Genomic DNA, 18,400 nt, shown 5'->3' with positions numbered 1-18,400 from the left:
GCAGGACGATGGTCCGGTTCCTGATACGCAAGCTCCCTTCGCTGGTGTTCGTGCTGCTGGCCAGCTCGATCGTGGCCTTCGCCCTGCCCCGCCTGGCGCCGGGCGACGTGGCGGTCACGCTCGCCGGAGCGGACCCGACCGCGGCCAACATCGCCGCGATCAGGCAGCAGCTCGGCCTGGACCGCCCCCTGGTGATCCAGTACGCGGACTGGATGGCCGGGCTGCTCCAGGGCGACCTCGGCCAGTCGTACCTGCTGCGCCGCAGCGTCGCGAGCCTCATCGGCGACCGGCTGGGGAGCACGGTCGAGCTGGCCGCCCTGGCCACGCTGCTGGTCATCGCGATCGGCACGGCCCTGGGCGTCGTGGTCGGCTCGGTCCGCAGCGGCTGGGCGCGGGCCGGCCTCGACCTGGTCAACAGCGTCCTCGTGGCCGTCCCGTCGTTCGTCACGGGGCTGGGGCTGATCCTCGTCTTCGGCGTGCTGAACCGCTGGCTGCCCGTCAGCGGCGAGGTCGCCTTCCTCGACAACCCGGTGATCGGCTTCCAGTTCCTGATCCTGCCGGCGATCGCGCTGGCGCTGCCGCCCGCGGCGGTCGTGGCCCGGCTGCTGCAGGCGGAGATGCTGGTCGCCAGGAACGAGGACTACGTGGACCTCGCGCTCAGCAAGGGAGCCTCGGGCGCCCGGATCACGATCCGGCACGTGCTGCGCAACAGCGTGGGCACCGCGGTCGTCGCGGTGGGCCTGCAGGTCGGCAACCTGCTCGCCGGCGCCGTCATCATCGAGGCGATCTTCAACCGCAACGGCCTCGGCCAGCTCGCCGTCTCCAGCGTGCAGACCCGCGACTTCACCGTGCTGCAGGTGCTGATCCTGGCCGTCGTCTTCGTGGCGGTGATCTGCCAGATCCTCACCGAGATGATCCTGGCAGCACTCGACCCCCGGATCACGTTGGGAGCGTAGGCATGGCAGACATTCCACTCGAAGGGGGAATCCCGCGCGCACGCCGGCTGAACCCGACGCTGGCGCGCTACCTGTCGGCGTTCCGCACGCCGAAGGGCGTCATCGGGCTGTCGATCCTCGCCGTCATGAGCCTGGCCGCCCTGCTCGCCCCCGTGCTCTTCCCCGGCGGGTACGACGAGCAGGGCCGCGAGGCGCTGACCGGGATCTCGGCCGGGCACATCTTCGGCGTGGACGAGTTCGGCCGCGACATCTTCGTCCGCAGCGTCTACGGCCTGCGCATCGACCTCAGCCTGATCTTCACCGCGGTGCCGCTCAGCATGGCGATCGGGGTCCTGCTCGGGCTGAGCGGCGCGCTGTCGGAGCACCTGGGGTCGGCGGTGCAGCGGCTGCTCGACGTGATCATCGGCTTCCCCGGCCTGATCCTGGGGATCTGCCTGGTGGCCATCCTGGGGCCGGGCTGGCCGGCGCTGTTCCTGACCATCCTGATCAGCGGACTGCCCACCGCCGGCCGGCTGGCCCGCGGCGCCTGGCTGGCCCAGCAGAGCAGGGAGTACGTCCTCGCCGCCCGGGTGCTCGGCGTCTCCCGCCCGCAGCTCCTGGTCCGGCACGTCCTGCCGAACGCCATGGACTCGGCCGTGGTCAACGCGGCCGTGTGGATGGTCGTCGGCGTCTACATCGAGGCCGGGCTGAGCATCGTCGGCCTCGGCGTGCAGCCGCCGACGCCCTCGCTCGGCGTGCTCCTGAACAACGGGCTGCGGTTCGTCACCCAGTCCCCCACCTACATCGTCGGCCCCGCGCTCCTGCTGCTCCTGGTGGCGGTGGGCTTCAGCCTGGTGTCCGACGCGCTCAACGAGGCGGTGAACCGCCGGTGACCTCCACCGAACCCCTGGCCCCCGTGACGGCGAAGGACGTGCCGTTGCTGCGGGTCGAAGGCCTGCGCACCGAGTTCCGGCTGAGGAACGGCGGCGTCAAGGCCGTCAACGACGTCAGCTTCGACATCTACCCGGGCGACGTGCTCGGCATCGTCGGCGAGTCCGGCTCGGGCAAGTCCGTGACGGCGCGCTCCATCATGCGCATGCTGCGCCCGCCGGGCGAGGTCGTGGCGGGCTCCGTACGGCTCGGCGGCGAGGACCTGCTCGCCCTGCCCGAACGCGAGATGCGGCGCCGCCGCGGCAGCAAGGTCGCGATGGTCTTCCAGGACCCGCAGGCCGCGCTCAACCCCGTCATGAAGGTGGGCGACCAGATCGCCGAGGCCATGACGCTGCACGGGGTCGACAGGCAGACCGCGCGCAGGCGCGCGATCGAACTGCTCGACCAGGTCGGCATCCCCGACGTCCGGACGAAGATCGACCATTACCCGCACCAGTTCTCCGGAGGCATGCGCCAGCGCGTCGTCATCGCGATCGCCCTGGCCAACGACCCCGCGCTGCTGATCGCGGACGAGCCCACGACCGCTCTCGACGTGACCATCCAGGCGCAGATCCTGCGCCTGCTCGCCCGGCTGCGCACCGAGCTCGGCATCGCCATCGCGATCATCACCCATGACATGGGGGTCGTGGCCGAGCTCTGCACCGACGTCGTCGTCATGTACGGCGGCCGCACGGTCGAGAAGGGCACCGTCGAGCAGGTCTTCGAACAGCCGCGGCACCCCTACACCGCGGCGCTGCTGGCGGCCATGCCCCGCCTCGACGACGACCGGATCGGGCAGCCGCTGCCCGCGATCCCGGGAGCGCCGCCCGACCCGGCCGCGCCGCCGCCCGGCTGCCCCTTCGCTCCCCGGTGCCGCTTCACCGAGGACGTCTGCGAGCACGAGCCGCCGGAGCTGCTCCAGATCGGCACCGACGGGCAGTCGGCAGCCTGCTTCGTCGCGCAACGCGCCACCACCGACGTCTCGGTCCGCGACCCGGAGCCGGCCCCCGCCGACATCTCGGTCCACGCCGCCCCAGAGGCGGCCGTGGCGGACGCCACGACGCCCGTCCTCGAGGTGCGCGACCTGCGGATCGACGTCGGGTCCCGGCGGCGCGGGCTGTTCCACCGCGACCCTCCCGTGTACGCGGTCGACTCCGTGAGCCTGTCGGTGCACGCCGGCCGCACGCTCGGGCTGGTGGGCGAGAGCGGCTGCGGCAAGTCGACGCTGTCCAGGAGCATCGTCGGGATCAACCGGGTCTCCGGCGGATCGGTCCTCGTCGACGGCGCCGACGTGAGCACGATGGGGCAGGCGGACCTCGGGCGGGTCAGGTCCTCGGTGCAGTACCTGTTCCAGGACCCGTACGCGTCGCTGAACCCGCGGCGCACCATCAGGCAGTCGCTGTCCGAGGCGCTCGCGTTCAGAGGCGTCGGCCGGCGGGAGCGGGAGGAGGCGGCGCGGTCGCTGATGGAGCAGGTCGGGCTGCGCGCCGAGCACCTCGACCGCTACCCCCACGCGTTCTCGGGCGGCCAGCGCCAGCGCATCGGCATCGCCCGCGCGCTGGCCAGGCAGCCGCGCGCGCTCATCCTCGACGAGCCGGTCTCGGCCCTGGACATGTCGATCCAGGCGCAGATCATCAACCTGCTGGAGCAGTTGCAGAACGAGCTCGGCCTCGGCTACCTGTTCATCGCCCACGACCTGTCGGTGGTGCGGCACCTCAGCGACACCGTCGCGGTCATGTACCTGGGCCGGATCGTGGAGTACGGCGACGCCGCCGACGTCTACGGCAACCCGCAGCACCCCTACACCGCCGCCCTGATGTCGTCCTCACCCGTCCCGTCGGTCTCCGCGCGCACGCGCGAGCGCATCGTCCTCCCCGGTGACCTGCCCAGCCCCGCGAACCCGCCCTCGGGCTGCCGGTTCCGCACCAGGTGCCCGATCGGCCCGCTGGTCAACCCGGAACGGACGATCTGCACGGAGATCGACCCTCAGCTCACCCTCACGGCCACCGGCCAGCGGGCCGCCTGCCACTTTGCCGACAACGGAAAGGAAACCGAATGACCGCGAAGATCGCGCTCAACCCGATCCAGTGGATGGCCAGCGCCGACGGCTGGCTCGACCCCTCGCTGGCCCCCGCGCCGAAGGAGCTGCTGACCCAGATCAAGCGGGCCGGGTTCGACCACGTCATGTCCGACGTGCCCGCCGGCCTCGACGTCGAGCAGTACCGAACGCTGCTGGACGAGGTCGGCCTGTCGCTCGCGCCCGGCTACTTCCCCTGCCGCTCGGACGGCAGGGACGGCAACGAGGACACCGTCGTGGCCGCCGCCGCCGAGGTCGCCCGCACGCAGGCCCGGCTCGGCCTGACCGAGATCGGCCTGGGCCTGGGCATGGGCAAGGAGGCGCCGCGCGTCCTGAACCCCGCGCAGGGGCACGACGCCGACCCCGCGCGCGTCGAGGCGGTGACGGAGCTGATCGGGCGGATCTGCGACGCCATGGTGGCCGAGGGCGTCCGGCCGTGCCTGCACCCGCACGTCGGCACGTGGGTCGAGACCGAGGAGGAGGGCCGGGCGGTGCTCGAGGCCCTGCCGGAGTCCCGGCTCGGCTTCCTGCCCGACACGGGCCACCTGGCGTGGGCGGGCGCCGACGTCGCCCGCCTCGTGAAGGACTACGCCGAGCGGATCCCCTTCGTGCACGTGAAGGACTGCCGGCTCAGCGTCGCCGCCGAGGGCCGCGAGAAGGGCTGGGACTACCGGCAGACCGTGCTCGCGGGGCTCTGGGTCGAGCCCGGCCGGGGTGAGCTCGACCTGACCGGCATCATCGGCAACCTGCCCGGGGCGTTCGACGGGTGGCTGATGGTGGAGGTGGACCGGCCCGACATCGCCGACCCGTACGAGAGCGCGCAGGTGTCGGCCGGCTGGATGCGCAGCGCCTTCTGAGGATGATCGTCAGCACTCCCGCTCGACGGCGCGGGAGATGCCGTCGGCCGCCGCGAACAGCCCCGGCAGAAGCCGCTTCGCCACCAGGCGCGACAGCGGCGCGGCGGCCGACACGGACGCGAGGACCGTTCCATCGGCTCCCGCGACGGGCACGGCGATGCTGCCGAAGCCCAGCAGGATCTCCTGCCGCTCGATGGCGTAACCCCGTTCCCTGACGACCGCGAGCTGCCGGCGCAGGTCCTCCACGGACGCGACGGTGCGCGGCGTCAGGCGCGGCAGGCCGGTCCGGGCGAGGCGGCGCAGCCGTTCCTCGAGGTCGGGGAGGTTCGCGAGCAGGGCCTTCCCCGTCGCCGTGCACGCCGCGGGCAGGCGCCCGCCCACCCGGGAGTGGGTGTTCACGTTCTGCTCCCCGGCCACTTTCTCCACGTAGAGCACGTGACCGCGGTCGAGGACCGCCAGGTGGATGGTCGCCCTGGTGGCGGCGAACAGGTCGGTGAGGAGGGGCCGGGCCACGCGGCGCAGCACGGCGGAGACCGGCACCCGCTGGCCCAGCTCGAACATGCGCATGCCGAGCTGGTAGGAGTCCCCCTTGCGCTCCAGCAGCCCCCATTGCACCAGCTCCTGCGCCAGCCGGTACGCCGACGCCTTCGGCACCCCCGAGCGCCGGCTCAGCTCGGTGAGCCGGAGCTGGACCGCCCCCGACTCGAACGCCCCGAAGATCAACTGAGCCTTGCCGAGCACCGAATTGGGGTATTCCTCCTCATCGTCGGGGCCGGCCGGCGCCGCCACGAACACCTGTGAGGACATCGGAACTCCCCTCGCGACCACTTTCCATTTGTCCCATGAATAGTGCAGAACGTCTGGAATGTATAGGTTTCGCCGGGCGGACCGATGTAAAGATCAGGTGACGACCCGGCATGAGGGAGGACCCCTTGGACATCACGGCGCCGCCGCGCTTCGGGTACGCCGACTCGCCCTTCGGCCAGCTCCACTACGCCGAGCAGGGCAGGGGCCGGCCCCTGCTGCTCCTGCATCAGACCCCCCGATCGTGGGACGAGTTCCGCGAGCTGATGCCCCTGCTGGCGCCGCATCGGCGCGTCCTGGCCATGGACATGGTCGGCTTCGGGGCCAGCGCGAAGCCCCCGGCGCCCCACACGATCGAGCTGTTCGCGGCCGGTGCGCTGGCGCTGCTGGACGGCCTCGGCATCGAGCGGGCCGACGTGCTCGGCCACCACACCGGCGGCGCGGTGGCCGTCGAGCTGGCGGCGTCCGCGCCGGAGCGGGTGGGCCTGCTGGTGCTGTCGTCGGCCCCGTGGGCGGACGCCCGCTACCGCGCCTCCCACGCGCACGGCCCGGGGGTGGACGAGGCCGAGCCGTCACCGGAGGGCGACCACCTGGTCAAGCTGTGGCGGCTGCGGCAGCCGTACTATCCCGAACCGGTCACCGGCCTCCTCGACCGGTTCGTCCGCGACGCCCTCGCGCCGGGGGTCGATCCGGCCGAAGGCCACCGGGCGTGCGCGCGCTACGTCATGGAGGACAGGATCGGCCTGGTGACGGCGCCCGTGCTGCTGCTGGCGGGCGCCGCGGACCCGTTCGCGCTGCCGAACATGGCCCCGCTCCGGGAGCATCTCACCGGGGCGGCGAGCGTGACGTCGGCCGTCGTCGAGGGCGGCACGATCCCGCTCATGGAGCACAAGCCCGCCGAGGTCGCGGCGGCCGTGGCGGCGTTCCTGACGGCCTGATCAGGTCCGGCCGCCGTCGGCGGCCATGATCGACTTCGTGATGCGCCTGCTCACCATGCTGAGCAGGCCCACGTACTTGTTGACGTCGGCGCGGAAGGTCGGCGCCGTCACGGACAGCGCGGCGACCATGGTCCCGGTGGCCCCGGTGAGCGGGATCGCCACGCTGAGGTAGCCGACCCGGGTCTGCTCCCGCTCGACGGCGTACCCGGCCTTCCTGGCCTGCTGGATCTCCTGGGCGAGCAGCTTCGGGGCGGTGACCGTGCGCGGCGTCACGCGGGCCAGCGGGGTGGCCACGACGTCGCCGAAGAGGGCCGCCGGGCCGAACGCCAGCAGGGCCTTGCCGGTCGCCGTGCAGTGCAGCGGCATGCGCCCGGCGACGCGCGACGGCCTGGACACCTGGCCGTGGCCGGAGACCTTCTCCAGGTAGATGACCTCCAGCCCGTCCAGCACCGCCAGGTGGATGGTCTCCCCCGTCGCCTGGTAGAGGTCCTCCATGAAGGGCCGAGCCGCCTCCCGCAGGATCCGCTGGCGCGGCACGCGCTGCCCGATCTCGAACAGGCGCATGCCCAGCCAGTATTCGGACCCGCGCCGCTCCAGCAGGCCCCACTGCAGCAGCTCCTGGGCCAGCCGGTGGACCGACGCCTTGGCCACGCCGGTGCGGCGGACGATCTCGGACAGGCCCAGGCTCTCGTCGTCGGGGCCGAAGGCCTCCAGGATCAGCCGCACCTTGCCCAGTACGCTGTTCGCCGCCGCGTCGTGCTCGGGCGAAGGGACGATGGCCAGGGGCTTGACGTCAGGTGACGACGGGGAGTGCATAAGAGCCATTGCCCGATAATCGGGCCCATGTCCGTTCCGGACAACGGCCCTGTCTCGCTGAGCGGAACGGGCCCGGCGGCTATCCGAACGTGACGACCGCACGCCCGCGTACCCGGCCCTCGCGCAACAGCTCCAGGGCCTTGGCGATCTCGGCCAGGTCGAACCGCTCGACCTCCACGCCGAGCTCGCCGGAGGCCAGGCGGCCGACCAGCGACGGGGCCACCTCGCGCGCCCGGCGCTCGTGCCGGACCATGTTCACGGGCAGCAGCGCCACGTCGTCGAGCAGCCACGACGGGAGATCGACCGTCACGGACGCGCCCAGCACGTACCCGATGACGACGGCCCGGCCGCCGGGTCGGACCCAGCGCGTGCGCTCGACCAGGCCGGCGCCTCCGAGCGTGTCGACCAGCAGGGACGCCGAGCGCGCCGAGGCCAGCTCCGCGACCGCCGCGGCGTCGTCGGCCGCCACGCCGCGTACCCCCTCGGGCACCCGATCGAGCTGGTCGGACCGCCCGACCAGCCCGGTCACCGTGGCCCCGGCCAGCCGCGCCTGCTGGGCGACCATCGCGCCGACCGCCCCGGTGGCTCCGGTCACGACGACCTCCTCCCCCGGCTCCAGGCGGGCGACGTCGTGCAGGGCGACGTACGCCGTGGTGGCCGGGACGAAGAACGACGCGGCGACCTCATGGGGCAGCGGCTCCGCCAGCGGGCTGACGGCCTTGGGGCTGACGCTGACCCGTTCGGTCCAGCAGCCGTCGCGCAGCAGGCCCAGCCCGCCCCCGCGCAGGAGCACCTGCGTGCCGGGGGCCAGCTCGTCGGCTTCCAGGACCACCCCGCTGGCCTCGACCCCGCCCACGTACGGGAGGGCCGGTTTCATCGCGAAGGACCCGGTGGCGACGGTCAGGTCCAGATGGCTCAGCGCCGCCGCCTTGACCTCGACCAGCACCCGTCCCGGCTCGTACGCGGGTTCGGGGACGTCCTCCACGACAGGGGCCGCGCCCCACGCGTGGAAGCGCGCCGCGCGCGTCATCGGCCCGACACCCGACCAGTGATCCGGCCCGAGAAGCCCGCCGCCGAGCTCTTGGCCAGGAAGGACAGGCTGAGCGGGTTGTAGCGCGCGGCCTGCTCGTGCTGGGGCCAGTGGCCGCACTCCTCGAACAGCTCCAGCTGCGAGCCCGCGATGGCCTCGTGCATGGCGGTCGCCTCCGGCACGTCGCCGAACGGGTTCTTGCGGCCCCAGACGATCAGCGTCGGCTGGGAGATCCCGGCCAGGTCGCCGGGGCGCAGGATGTTGCGCTGCCGGGTCTCCATGTCCTGCAGACAGAGCAGGTTGTCCACGTTGGCCACGAACGCGGGCTCGTGGTAGATCGCGTGGCGCACCTCCACCAGCTCCTCGGTGGCGTCGGCCGGGTCGGCCATCAGCAGCCGCAGCCGCTTGCGGGTGAGCTCCACGTCGTCGCTGAGCACGGCCTCGCGCGTGCTCGTCCTGATGCGCTCCATGACCTGCGGGTTGGCGACGGTGCCGCCCGCGCAGAGCAGCTGCAGGCTCGCCACGCGGTCGGGGTGGTCGATCGCGGTGCGACCACCGACCCAGCCTCCGAGCGACTCCCCCACGATGTGCGCGCGCTCGATGCCCACCGCGTCGAAGTACGCCAGCAGGTGCTCGACATAGCGCGGGATCTCGTACGGATAGTCCGGCTTGCCGGTGTAGCCGTGGCCCAGCATGTCGATGGCGTGGCACTCGTACTGCTCCGCGTGCGCGGCCAGGTTGCGGGTGAACGCCTCCAGGTGCCCGCTGGTCCCGTGCAGGAACACCACGGGCTCGCCCGATCCGGCCCGCAGGCTGCGAGTCGGCACTCCCCCCGCGTCCACGTACGAGACGCTCAGGCTCAACGGGCTCAACTCGGTCCATATGGTCATCGTCACGTCACCTTCAACGGTCGAGAGCGGGTTTGTCCTGGTTGATGCGGTGCACCTGGGTGTTGCTGCGGGCCGCCAGCAGGCGGGCGAGGAGCACGGCCAGCACGACGGCGGGCACGGCGATCAGCATTCTCTTCATCGGCCCGCCCCCGCGAGGAATCCGGTGACCACGGCGTGGTACGCCTCGGGACGCTCCTCCTGGAGGTGGTGCCCCGCGTGGTCCATGACGTACAGGTTGCCCCGGGGCACCATGCGCGCCAGCATGAGCGGATAGTCCGGCGTCAGGAACGCGTCCTGCATGCCCCACATGAACAGCGCCGGCGCCTGGATCTCGGCCAGCTCGGCGGTGAGGTCCTGCCATTCGCCGCGCGGCGAGTCGGACATGGCGGCCAGCGCCCGCTCCTCCGGGTCCAGGCTCTGCTCGTAGCGCAGGTCCAGCGTGGACTCCGGCAGCCGGTCGCCGTCGTACCACTCCAGCCGGGTGATGAGGTCGCGCATCTTCTCCCGCGTGGGCCCCTCGCCGCCGTAGTAGACGTCCCGCGCGTTGCGGCCGCGCCGGCCGCCCTCGGGCAGGGGCGCGAGCGGGCCGTGGAAGACCGGCATGCTGCCGGTGATCACCAGCGAGCGCACCCGGTCGGGGTAGCGCGCGGCCAGGCACAGCGCGATGGTGCCGCCCCAGGAGTTGCAGACGAAGTCGGCCCGCTCCACGCCCAGCGCGTCCATGAGCGCGACGGTTCTGGCCGCGTGGAAGTCCCACATCGGGCCGGTGATGACGCACTTCTCCGACCTGCCGTACTGCAGGATGTCCACGATCAGGCAACGGCGCTCGGCGGCGAACAGCGGCGCCACCGGGCCGAAGTCGCTCCACCCGGTGCAGCCGGGGCCGCCGCCGTGCAGGAAGATCGTGTCCGGTCCCGACCCCAGGTCGAGGTAGTGATATTTGACGCCGTCGGCGTCGGCGTACGAACCGCTGGGCGGTTCCATGGCGCCTCCTCAGTCGTTGGTCTCGTCGATCTCGGCGCGCGTGCGCGTGACGGTGTCGGCCGCCACCCGCAGGAGCACCTCGCACAGGCGGCGCATGGCCCTGACGTCGACGGTGTTCATGCCGAGCGCGAAGTCATCGGATACGGCCTTCGGCATGCCCACGCGGGCCGTCGGGATCCCGCGCGCCCGCAGGATGTTGGCGTCGGTGGCGCCGCTGTTGCCGTCGATCGGCTCGTGCGGGCGCCCGTTCACGCTCTCCCAGGCGCGTACGGCGCTGCGCACCACCCAGCTCTCCGGCGGCGTGCGCGTGCCCGGGATGGCCAGCACCATCTCGACCGCGAGCTCCGTGCCCAGCTCCGCCGACACCTGCCGGACGTACTCCGCCAGCTCCCGCTTGGCCTCCAGCGGCGTCGTGCCGGGCGCGATGCGCAGGTCGAGGCGGATGCGGCAGGCCGCAGGGGTGACCGCGAGCATGCGCTCCCAGCCGCCCGCGATCGACCCGACGATCCCCTGCGGGGCGGCGGTCGCGGTGCGGTGCCGCTCGGGGTAGTCCGCCAGCCACCGTTCCAGCCGCGTCACGACCTCGGCGGCGGTCACGATCGGGTTCCGGTACGGCAGGCGGTGCCGGCTCCCCGCGTACGTGTGGGTCCCTGGGACGACGATCTCGAACCAGCACAGGCCGACCTCGTCGTGCGCGACGAAGTCCCCCGGCTTGGCGATCACCGCGTGGTCGGGCAGCCAGCCGCGTTCGAGCAGGAACGAGCAGCCGACCCCGTGCCCCGTGTTCGCCCGGCCGTCCGGGGCGATGGCGTTGGTGGGCATGCCGCCGGCCCCGAAGGCCACCAGCAGGTCCCCGGCCAGCTGCGGGCGCAGGGCGGCCAGGGCCTCGCCCACGACCAGGACGCACGCGGCGTGGCCCTTGGGGTTGCTCGCGCCGAGGCCGCTGACGTAGGGGCCCTCGCAGCGGGCCTCGGCCCGCATGTCGGGGCGCAGCTCCGGGCCGATCCAGGGCACGTCCAGGTCCGGGTCGCCGGTGGTCAGGGTGTCGATCGGGGCGTACAGCATGAGGTCGGCGCCCGTGCCGTCGCCCCTCAGCCGGCCGACCGCGTTGGCCTGGCCGTCGTCGATGCGCTGCGCGTGCGCCTCCAGACCGGCGGCGGCGAGCCGGTCGGCCAGCCACCGGGCCAGCGGCGCCTCGCCGCCGGTGGGGCTGGCGATGGAGGTGACGTCCACCGCCGCCGCGCGCAGGCGGTCCTCGGTGATCGACGCGAGGGCCTGCCGCACCAGCTCGTCGCGGGTCATGACGCCGGCTCGATGACGGCGACCCCCATGCCGGTCAGCCACTCCGGCATCGGCTCGTACGCCAGCCGCCGCCCGGGCGCGAAGCCCAGCGCCGCCGCCATGGCCAGCCACGACCGCAGCTCCTGGCCGCCGTTGCCGGCCGCCTCCTCGATCTCGGCCGTGGACAGGCCGGCGTAGCGCTCCAGCTCGCCCCGCTCCAGCGCGGCCAGGAACTCCTCGTCGAACTCGGGGAAGATGACCGGCCGCGCGGCGGTGATGATCTGCCGGCGGCGCGCGTCGTAGCGCTCCCAGTCGCCCCGGCCCTCCCGCCAGGCCTCCACCAGGAACTCCTCGTCCGGCCCGTGCGGGTCCTGCCAGCGGCTCGGCCACGGCAGCCGGTGCGAGAGCCCGCCCGAGGCGATGACCGCCACCCGCAGTCCCTCGGGCAGCGACTCCACCGCGGCGGCGAGGTTTCGCCCCAGCTCGACGCAGCGCCGCATCAGGGGCAACGGCGTGGCGAACACATTCACCACCAGCGGGATCACGGGCACGTCGAGGTCGCGCAGCAGGTACTGGACGGCGTGGCTCTGGCCGTGGTCGATCTGCAGCTTCGCCGAGATCGCCACCTCGGTGCCCGCCGCCACCAGGGACTCCGCGATGCTCTGGGCGAGGTCGGGGCGGGTGCGCTGCGGGCCCGACGGCGTGCCGGACTCCCCGGACGCGATGACCTCGTCCACGCCGAGGGTGAAGGCGGGGATCAGGTCCAGCCAGAAGCCGCGGAAGTGGTTCGACCCGATGATGACCGCCACGTCGGGACGGGCCGCGGCGAGGGCGTCGCGGGCCGTGCCGAGCGCGTCGCGGAAGCGTTCCGCGCGGTCCTTGTGCTCGACCTGGTCCCAGTGGGTGTTCATGAGCGTCGAGTGGGACGCGCCCACGCCCAGGACGATCTTGCCCATCAGCCGAGGTCCCCGGAGATCTTGAGGCGTTCGGCGCGCTCCTCCGTGATCTCCTCGGCCAGCTTGCGCCACTGCAGGAGCGAGTCGTCGGGACGGTAGAGCCGCTCCGGCGGCGCGTCGGTCACCTCGACCATCCACTTGTCCTGGCCGGAGAACTGGCCGTGGAAGAGCCAGCGCACGGCGCCGAGGTATTTGGCGTAGAAGGGCAGCGTCCTGATGCCCTTCTCGAAGTTGGCCATCACGCCGACGTAGAGGTGGTTGTCCGCGTCGACCGGCACGTAGAACTCGTAGTGGATGAAGGTCGGGTAGACGATGCGCAGGACCCCCGGCATGCTGACCGAGGCGAACCCGGGGAACTCCTCGGCGGCGATGGCCGGGTTCACCTTGCGGTGGCTGCCCGTGTTGCCGATGTTGGCGACCTGCTTCGGCGGCTTGAGCTTGAACCACGCCTGGTTGTTCCATTTGCCCAGGCCGGGGAAGTCGGCGTCCCAGTGCTGGGCGTCCTGCACCCGGTAGATCCATCGGCCGCGGCGGACGATCCGGGTCTCGTTCCACACCGGCATGGCCTTGAACAGCCGCCACAGCGCCGTGCGGTGCAGATATTTCGCGTGTCCCTCGTCGTAGCCGTTCTCGCAGGCGAAGCGCCAGTTGCCCACGCGGGACTGGATGCGCGCGCCGATCACGGCGGGGTTGTCGCGCAGTTCCTCGGGGAGCTGGTCGTCGATGGGCGGGGCGTCCTCGCCGTCCCCCACGAAGATCCACACCATCCCGAGGCGCTCCTCGACCTCGTAGGTGGGCTGGGTCACCTTCCCGCAGATCGGCGACTGCGGCCCGTCGGTGATCACCGCCTTGAGCGCGCCGGTCTCCAGGTCGAACGTCCAGCCGTGGTACGGGCAGGAGATCGTGCCGGGGAACTGCTGGTTGCCGTAGCTCAGCGGCACGCCCCGGTGCGGGCAGCGGTCCTTCAGCGCGTAGACCTTCCCGTCATCACGGATGACGACGATGCGCTCGCCGAGCAGGGTGATCGCCTTCGGCTTCCCGGTGATGTGCGAGGAGAACGCCACCGGATACCAGTAGCCGCGGAACCCGCTGGCCGCCGCCTGGTAATGGGGCCAGCTCGACCAGTCCTGCCGACCCGGCAGGCGGCCCCGCCGCGATGGCCGGCGCCTGGCGTCTCCCCCGATCGCAGCCGGCGTACCCGCCTCCGCACTCATTCTCGCCTCCGCTTCCATGGCTTGTCCGCGGCTCCCGATGCGCCGCGACACGCAGTTCACCACCCGGGGGGCCGAGCGGCCCAGTGCGGCATCCCGCCCAGCGGACCGTGTCCCGCTGAGCGAGCCGTGTTCCGGTCAGCGGGCCGCGACCCGCGGGCAGGCGCCCGGGCCCTGTGTAGCTTCCGTGGCCGGAAAGGAGAGCGACGTTGGAGATCGAAACCGATATCGCGATCATCGGAGCGGGGCCGACCGGGCTCTACGGCGCCTACTGCGCCGGGTTCCGCGGTCTGCGCACCGTACTCGTCGACGCGCTGCCCCAGGTCGGCGGGCAGATCTCGGCCCTGTACCCGGAGAAGGAGATCCGGGACGTGGCCGGCGTCCCCGGCGTTCTCGGGCGTTCGCTGGTGGCGGCGCTCTCGGCCCAGGCGGCCGCGTACGAGCCGGTCCACCTGCTCGGGCGGCAGGCGGTGGAGCTGCGCCGCGACGCGGACCCGAGGCCGGTCGTGGTGCTGTCCGACGGCACGGCGGTCCGCGCCGGGGCCGTCGTGCTCACCTCGGGCATCGGGACGTTCACCCCGCGGCCGCTGCCGGCCGGCGAGGAATGGCTCGGCCGGGGGCTGACGTACTTCGTGCCGGACCCGTCCGCGCACGCCGGCCACCACGTCGTGGTCGTGGGCGGCGGGGACAGCGCGGTCGACTGGTCGCTGGCCCTGGCGCCGCTGGCCAGGTCGGTCACCCTGGTGCACCGCCGGGCCGCGTTCCGCGCGCACGCCGGCGGCGTCGCGGCCGCCCGCGCGGCGGGGGTCCGCATCGTCGTCGACAGCCAGGTCGTCGGCCTGTCCGGCGCGGAGCGGGTCGAGCGGGCGCACCTGCGCACGCGCGGCGAGGCCGACCGCACGGTGCCCGCCGACTCGGTCATCGCCGCGCTCGGGTTCATCAGCGACCTGGGTCCGCTCGCCGGCTGGGGGCTGTCGCTGCGCGGCAGGTCCGTCCTGGTCGACCAGCGCATGCGTACGGGCCTGCCCCGGGTGTACGCGGCCGGCGACCTCGCCGAGTACGACGGCAAGGTCCGCCTCATGTCGGTGGGCTTCGGCGAGGTCGCCACCGCGGTGAACAACGCCGCCGTCGAACTGGACCCCGAGCTGTCCCTCTTCCCGGGGCACTCCACGGAAAGCGTCTGAGCACAGGAGAGATTCATGAGCTACGTCATCGGCCCCGCGTGCGTCGACGTCAACGACCGTGCGTGCGTGGACGTGTGTCCCGTCGACTGCATCTACGTCGGCGACCGCAAGAGCTACATCAACCCCGCCGAGTGCATCGACTGCGGGGCGTGCGAGCCGGAGTGCCCGGTGGACGCGATCTTCGTCGACCGCGCCGCCCGGGGCGACGAGACGCGCACGCTCTTCCTCGACGACGCCAAGGCGTTCTTCGCCGAGGTGCTGCCCGGCCGCGACGCGCCCCTCGGCACCCCGGGAGGCGCCCGCAAGGTCGGCGACCTCAACGCCGACACCCCGCTGGTGACCGGGCTGGTGACCGGCTACGGCGCCTGATCAGCGGCCGGTGAACCGCGGAGGGCGCTTGTCCAGGAACGCCTGGAGCCCCTCCGCGGCGTCCTGGGTGTGGATCAGCTCCAGGACCGCCTGCCACTCCAGCTCCAGCGCGTCGTCGAGAGGCAGGTCGTACCCGGCCTCCACGACGCGCTTGAGCAGGCCGATCGTCGTGGTCGGCCGGGCCGCCAGGTCCTCGGCGTGCCCGGCCACCACGCGGTCGAAGTCGTCGTCGTCCGCCACCACGTCCACCAGCCCCAGGTCGAGGGCCTCGGCTGCGGACAGGCGGGCGCCGCCGATCATCAGGCGCTTGGCGCGATGCGGGCCGAGCAGGCGCGGCAGCCGCTGGCTGCCGCCCGCTCCGGGGAAGAGGCCCAGGCTCGTCTCGGGGAAGCCGATGGTCGCCGAGGAGGCAAGGATGCGCAGGTCGCAGGCGAGCGAGAGCTCGGCCCCGCCGCCCAGCGCGTGGCCGTTCATCGCCGCGATCACCGGCTTGGGCGCGCGTTCGAGCAGGCGCTGGACCTCGACCCAGCGGCGCATCTTGACGTGGTTGGCCACGGACAGGTCGCGCATCACGGCGATGTCGGCCCCCGCGACGAAGAAGCGGCCGGTCCCGCGGATGACCAGGCAGCGGACCGAGGTGTCCTCGGCCAGCGGGGGGATCACCTCCAGGAACTCCTCGATCAACGCCGGGTCGACGGCGTTGGCGGGCGGCCGGTCGATGACGATCGTCGCCGTCCCCCCGTCCCTCCGCACATCCAGATATTTCGTCATCTGCGCTCCTATTCCAGTGCGCCGGCGTCACGCAGCCGGGCGAGCTCTTCGTCGTCCAGGTCGAGCAGGTCCTTCAGCACGCGGTCGGTGTGCTCGCCCAGCAGCGGGGCGGGCGCCGTCAGCGCTCCGGGGGTGCCGGACATGCGCACCACGATGCCCTCGTGCCGCACCGGGCCGATGAGCGGGTGCTCCAGCACCGGGTAGAAGCCGCGCGCGGCCAGGTGCTCGTCCGCCTCCACCAGGTCCCGGCCGGTCGCGACGACGGCCGCGGCGACGCCGAGCCCCTGCAGCTCGGCCGCCAGCGCCTCGCCGTCGCGCTCCGAGCACCAGGCCGCGAGCGCGGCGTCGATCTCGTCCTCGCGGCGGCGCCGCTCCTCCAGGTCCGCCGAGGCGGGCTGCGGCAGCCCGGCGTGCGCGGCCAGCCGCCGCCACTCCTCGTCACCCTGTACGGCCAGCGCGATCCAGCGGTCGTCGCCCCTGACCGGGTAGACGCCGTGCGGGACCATGCGCGGGTGCCGATTGGGCCGGGTCACCGCGTGGCGTTCGCCGAGCTCCGCCTCCAGGACGGCCGGGCCCATCGACGCGGCCATCGCCTCCAGCTGCGAGAGGTCCACGTGTCCCCCGCGCCCGGCCGCGACCAGGTCCAGGACGGCGAGCACGGCCGAGTTGGCGGCCACCATGTCGCCCAGCCCGAACGTCAGCCCCTCCGGCGCCTCGCCGGGGTCGGCGGTCTCGCTGGTGAGGCCGGACATCGCGGCCAGCGTGTCGGCGAAGGTCACCGCGCTCCGCCAGGGGCCGCTCTGCCCGACCCCGGCCATCGACACCAGGATGACGCCCGGCCGCAGCTCCGCCAGCCGGTCGTAGGACAGCCCCCACCTGGCCAGGACGCCGGGGCTGAAGTTCTCGATGACCACGTCGCACTCGGCTGCCAGGCGCCGCAGCACCTCGAGGCCGGGTTCGGTACGCAGGTTGAGGGCGACGCTGCGCTTGCCGCGGTTGAAGTTGACGAAGTAGCCGCCGTCGTCGATCCCGGCATCGGGACGCAGCCGCATGGACGGGGCGAAGCGCGTGGGGTCGCGCCGGTGCCGCGATTCGATCTTGATGATGTCCGCGCCGTGCTCGGCCAGCGTCTTGGTGGCGTACGGGCCGGCCAGCACCCAGGTCAGGTCCAGGACGCGGATCCCTTCGAGCGGACGCGCGCCGGGCCCGCGGACACCGTCCCGGCGGCCCCGGGGGCGTTCGCTCCGCCAGGGCGCCTCGGCGGCGGCCGGTCGCGGCTCGGTGAGGCGTACCGGGCGGGGCAGGGCCGCGAAGGGGAACCCGACGTCCGTGACGCCGTCCTCGGGCAGGCCCGCGCCCAGGACGCGGGCGAAGAACCCGCGGTCGGCGAGCTGCGGGTTGCCGGTCAGGCTCGTGGCCGTGGAGACCTCCGCCCACGGCAGCGCCCGGGCCCGCCCCTGCTCGGCGAGGGAGGCGGCGGAGCGCCGGGCGACGAACCTGGCCACGACCTCGTCCACGTGCTCGCGCCCCCGCCAGCGGAAGACGGGATCGGACCACTTCTCCTCCGTCAGGTCCTCCGCCTCGCCGGATTCCGCCATCCAGGCGAGCAGGTCGGTCCACATCCGGTCGCTGCCGGAGTATCCGCCCGCGACGTGGCCGTCGGCGGCGCGGAAGACCCGGTGGGCCACGTGTTCGTACACGCCGCCGGTGCGGGACGGGTACCGTCCCGCGTGGATCCAGGCGATGGCGCCCGTCTCCAGCGTGGCGGCCACCGCCTCCTGCGCGGAGACGTCGATGAGCTGGCCCTGCCCGATGCGGTCGCGGGCGATGAGGCCGAGCAGCGCGGCGATGGCCGCGTGCGCCCCCGCGAGCTGCGTGGCCTGCTCGCGGGGAGGGGGCTTGGGCGGGCCGCCGGGCTTCCCGCCCAGCCAGGCCATGCCGCCGGCGGCCGCGGCCACGAGATCGTCGGCACGCCAGTCACGCCGGGGGCCCGTCGTGCCGAACGGTGTGACCACGACGTGGACGACCCGCGGCCAGCGCGACGTGACCGTGCCGGAGCCCGTACGGAGGCCGCGGAGCTCGCCGAACGGGCCGCTCTCCATGACCACGTCCGCCTGCTCGGCTAGCCGGTCGAGCGCGGCGGGGCTCACCGGCGCGCTCACGACCCGCTTTCCCGCGTGCCAGTGCAGAGCCTCCGCCCGTGACAGCCCCGGGCTCCGCGGACGCTCCACGCGTACGACGTCGGCGCCGAGGCCGACCAGCAGCCTCGCCCCGTTGAAGGCCAGATCGTCGGTGAGGTCGAGAACCCGCAACCTCGTCTCCTCCCGTGTGTGCCGGAGGCTCGACGCTAGAGCGCGCGATCGCCGG

The 18,400-nt window shown here is 73.0% G+C and carries 18 protein-coding genes; 7 read left to right on the top strand and 11 right to left on the bottom strand.

Annotated elements, in window-relative coordinates; translation table 11 throughout:
• The first annotated feature begins 8 nt into the window (after positions 1–8).
• From AB0L65_RS23050 to AB0L65_RS23035, 4 genes are read left to right on the top strand one after another with little or no spacing between them, the layout of a single operon-like run.
• Positions 9–956, top strand: a complete 948-nt coding sequence (locus AB0L65_RS23050) for an ABC transporter permease (protein ID WP_364248581.1) — start codon at positions 9–11, stop codon at positions 954–956.
• A 2-nt stretch (positions 957–958) separates the two neighbouring features.
• Positions 959–1,828, top strand: coding sequence for an ABC transporter permease (locus tag AB0L65_RS23045; protein ID WP_364248579.1), 870 nt, complete (start codon positions 959–961; stop codon positions 1,826–1,828).
• Positions 1,825–3,924 carry an ABC transporter ATP-binding protein gene (locus tag AB0L65_RS23040; protein ID WP_364248578.1) on the top strand — a complete coding sequence of 700 codons (2,100 nt, stop codon included), beginning with the start codon at positions 1,825–1,827 and terminating at the stop codon, positions 3,922–3,924. The genes AB0L65_RS23045 and AB0L65_RS23040 overlap by 4 nt, the downstream gene beginning before the upstream one ends.
• Complete coding sequence (locus tag AB0L65_RS23035) at positions 3,921–4,799, top strand: sugar phosphate isomerase/epimerase (RefSeq protein ID WP_364248576.1); 879 nt, start codon at positions 3,921–3,923, stop codon at positions 4,797–4,799. The genes AB0L65_RS23040 and AB0L65_RS23035 overlap by 4 nt, the downstream gene beginning before the upstream one ends.
• Positions 4,800–4,808: 9 nt before the next feature.
• Here the strand turns inward: AB0L65_RS23035 and AB0L65_RS23030 are convergent, their stop codons facing one another.
• A complete protein-coding gene (locus tag AB0L65_RS23030; protein WP_355200268.1) occupies positions 4,809–5,606 on the bottom strand; it encodes an IclR family transcriptional regulator in 798 nt (265 codons plus the stop codon).
• 125 nt (positions 5,607–5,731) lie between these two features.
• Here AB0L65_RS23030 and AB0L65_RS23025 point away from each other — a divergent pair, with 125 nt between their 5' ends.
• The gene (locus AB0L65_RS23025; protein WP_364248574.1) at positions 5,732–6,541 is read left to right on the top strand and encodes an alpha/beta fold hydrolase; all 810 of its coding nucleotides are present in this window, start codon (positions 5,732–5,734) and stop codon (positions 6,539–6,541) included.
• On the opposite strand, the gene AB0L65_RS23020 is transcribed toward AB0L65_RS23025, so the two are convergent.
• The 8 genes from AB0L65_RS23020 to AB0L65_RS22985 form a co-directional block, all read right to left on the bottom strand.
• The gene (locus tag AB0L65_RS23020; RefSeq protein WP_350727480.1) at positions 6,542–7,366 is read right to left on the bottom strand and encodes an IclR family transcriptional regulator; all 825 of its coding nucleotides are present in this window, start codon (positions 7,364–7,366) and stop codon (positions 6,542–6,544) included.
• 70 nt (positions 7,367–7,436) lie between these two features.
• A complete protein-coding gene (locus tag AB0L65_RS23015) occupies positions 7,437–8,387 on the bottom strand; it encodes a zinc-binding dehydrogenase (RefSeq protein ID WP_364248572.1) in 951 nt (316 codons plus the stop codon).
• Positions 8,384–9,277, bottom strand: a complete 894-nt coding sequence (locus AB0L65_RS23010) for an alpha/beta fold hydrolase (protein WP_364248570.1) — start codon at positions 9,275–9,277, stop codon at positions 8,384–8,386. The genes AB0L65_RS23015 and AB0L65_RS23010 overlap by 4 nt, the downstream gene beginning before the upstream one ends.
• A gap of 13 nt (positions 9,278–9,290) precedes the next feature.
• Positions 9,291–9,416, bottom strand: coding sequence for a hypothetical protein (locus AB0L65_RS23005; RefSeq protein ID WP_364248568.1), 126 nt, complete (start codon positions 9,414–9,416; stop codon positions 9,291–9,293).
• Complete coding sequence (locus AB0L65_RS23000; RefSeq protein ID WP_364248566.1) at positions 9,413–10,261, bottom strand: alpha/beta hydrolase; 849 nt, start codon at positions 10,259–10,261, stop codon at positions 9,413–9,415. The genes AB0L65_RS23005 and AB0L65_RS23000 overlap by 4 nt, the downstream gene beginning before the upstream one ends.
• Before the next feature lie 9 nt (positions 10,262–10,270).
• Positions 10,271–11,563: a peptidase dimerization domain-containing protein gene (locus AB0L65_RS22995; RefSeq protein WP_364248564.1), complete on the bottom strand. Its 1,293-nt coding sequence runs from the start codon at positions 11,561–11,563 to the stop codon at positions 10,271–10,273.
• Complete coding sequence (locus tag AB0L65_RS22990) at positions 11,560–12,498, bottom strand: hypothetical protein (protein WP_364248562.1); 939 nt, start codon at positions 12,496–12,498, stop codon at positions 11,560–11,562. Before AB0L65_RS22990 ends, AB0L65_RS22995 begins: the two co-directional genes overlap by 4 nt.
• Entirely contained in the window at positions 12,498–13,712 is a 1,215-nt protein-coding gene (locus AB0L65_RS22985; protein WP_364248560.1) for an aromatic ring-hydroxylating dioxygenase subunit alpha, read from the bottom strand. The genes AB0L65_RS22990 and AB0L65_RS22985 overlap by 1 nt, the downstream gene beginning before the upstream one ends.
• A 206-nt stretch (positions 13,713–13,918) precedes the next feature.
• On the opposite strand from AB0L65_RS22985, the gene AB0L65_RS22980 reads away from it, so the two are divergent.
• Both AB0L65_RS22980 and fdxA read left to right on the top strand, forming a co-directional pair.
• Positions 13,919–14,893 (top strand): NAD(P)/FAD-dependent oxidoreductase, encoded by a 975-nt coding sequence (locus AB0L65_RS22980; protein WP_364248558.1) that lies wholly within the window; start codon positions 13,919–13,921, stop codon positions 14,891–14,893.
• A gap of 15 nt (positions 14,894–14,908) precedes the next feature.
• Positions 14,909–15,262, top strand: coding sequence for a ferredoxin (gene fdxA / locus AB0L65_RS22975; RefSeq protein ID WP_364248556.1), 354 nt, complete (start codon positions 14,909–14,911; stop codon positions 15,260–15,262).
• Here fdxA and AB0L65_RS22970 read toward each other — a convergent pair whose 3' ends face one another.
• A complete protein-coding gene (locus AB0L65_RS22970) occupies positions 15,263–16,033 on the bottom strand; it encodes an enoyl-CoA hydratase-related protein (RefSeq protein WP_364248554.1) in 771 nt (256 codons plus the stop codon).
• A gap of 8 nt (positions 16,034–16,041) precedes the next feature.
• Positions 16,042–18,345, bottom strand: coding sequence for a CoA transferase (locus AB0L65_RS22965; RefSeq protein ID WP_364248552.1), 2,304 nt, complete (start codon positions 18,343–18,345; stop codon positions 16,042–16,044).
• Between the last annotated feature and the right edge of the window lie 55 nt (positions 18,346–18,400).

The organism is Nonomuraea sp. NPDC052116 (assembly GCF_040680035.1).
GTDB classification, from domain to species: domain Bacteria; phylum Actinomycetota; class Actinomycetes; order Streptosporangiales; family Streptosporangiaceae; genus Nonomuraea; species Nonomuraea angiospora_A.
Note: the sequence above shows the minus strand (reverse complement) of the source record. Positions and strands in the feature narration are given on the sequence as shown.

Excerpts from the sequence above, each read along its gene's own strand:
- AB0L65_RS22985 (WP_364248560.1), bottom strand. The coding sequence starts at position 13,712 with ATGAGTGCGGAGGCGGGTACGCCGGCTGCGATCGGGGGAGACGCCAGG.
- AB0L65_RS23045 (WP_364248579.1), top strand. The coding sequence starts at position 959 with ATGGCAGACATTCCACTCGAAGGGGGAATCCCGCGCGCACGCCGGCTG.
- AB0L65_RS23020 (WP_350727480.1), bottom strand. The coding sequence starts at position 7,366 with ATGGCTCTTATGCACTCCCCGTCGTCACCTGACGTCAAGCCCCTGGCC.
- AB0L65_RS22970 (WP_364248554.1), bottom strand. The coding sequence starts at position 16,033 with ATGACGAAATATCTGGATGTGCGGAGGGACGGGGGGACGGCGACGATC.
- AB0L65_RS23050 (WP_364248581.1), top strand. The coding sequence starts at position 9 with ATGGTCCGGTTCCTGATACGCAAGCTCCCTTCGCTGGTGTTCGTGCTG.
- AB0L65_RS23015 (WP_364248572.1), bottom strand. The coding sequence starts at position 8,387 with ATGACGCGCGCGGCGCGCTTCCACGCGTGGGGCGCGGCCCCTGTCGTG.
- AB0L65_RS23035 (WP_364248576.1), top strand. The coding sequence starts at position 3,921 with ATGACCGCGAAGATCGCGCTCAACCCGATCCAGTGGATGGCCAGCGCC.
- AB0L65_RS23005 (WP_364248568.1), bottom strand. The coding sequence starts at position 9,416 with ATGAAGAGAATGCTGATCGCCGTGCCCGCCGTCGTGCTGGCCGTGCTC.
- AB0L65_RS22990 (WP_364248562.1), bottom strand. The coding sequence starts at position 12,498 with ATGGGCAAGATCGTCCTGGGCGTGGGCGCGTCCCACTCGACGCTCATG.
- fdxA (WP_364248556.1), top strand. The coding sequence starts at position 14,909 with ATGAGCTACGTCATCGGCCCCGCGTGCGTCGACGTCAACGACCGTGCG.
- AB0L65_RS23030 (WP_355200268.1), bottom strand. The coding sequence starts at position 5,606 with ATGTCCTCACAGGTGTTCGTGGCGGCGCCGGCCGGCCCCGACGATGAG.
- AB0L65_RS23010 (WP_364248570.1), bottom strand. The coding sequence starts at position 9,277 with ATGACCATATGGACCGAGTTGAGCCCGTTGAGCCTGAGCGTCTCGTAC.
- AB0L65_RS23000 (WP_364248566.1), bottom strand. The coding sequence starts at position 10,261 with ATGGAACCGCCCAGCGGTTCGTACGCCGACGCCGACGGCGTCAAATAT.
- AB0L65_RS22995 (WP_364248564.1), bottom strand. The coding sequence starts at position 11,563 with ATGACCCGCGACGAGCTGGTGCGGCAGGCCCTCGCGTCGATCACCGAG.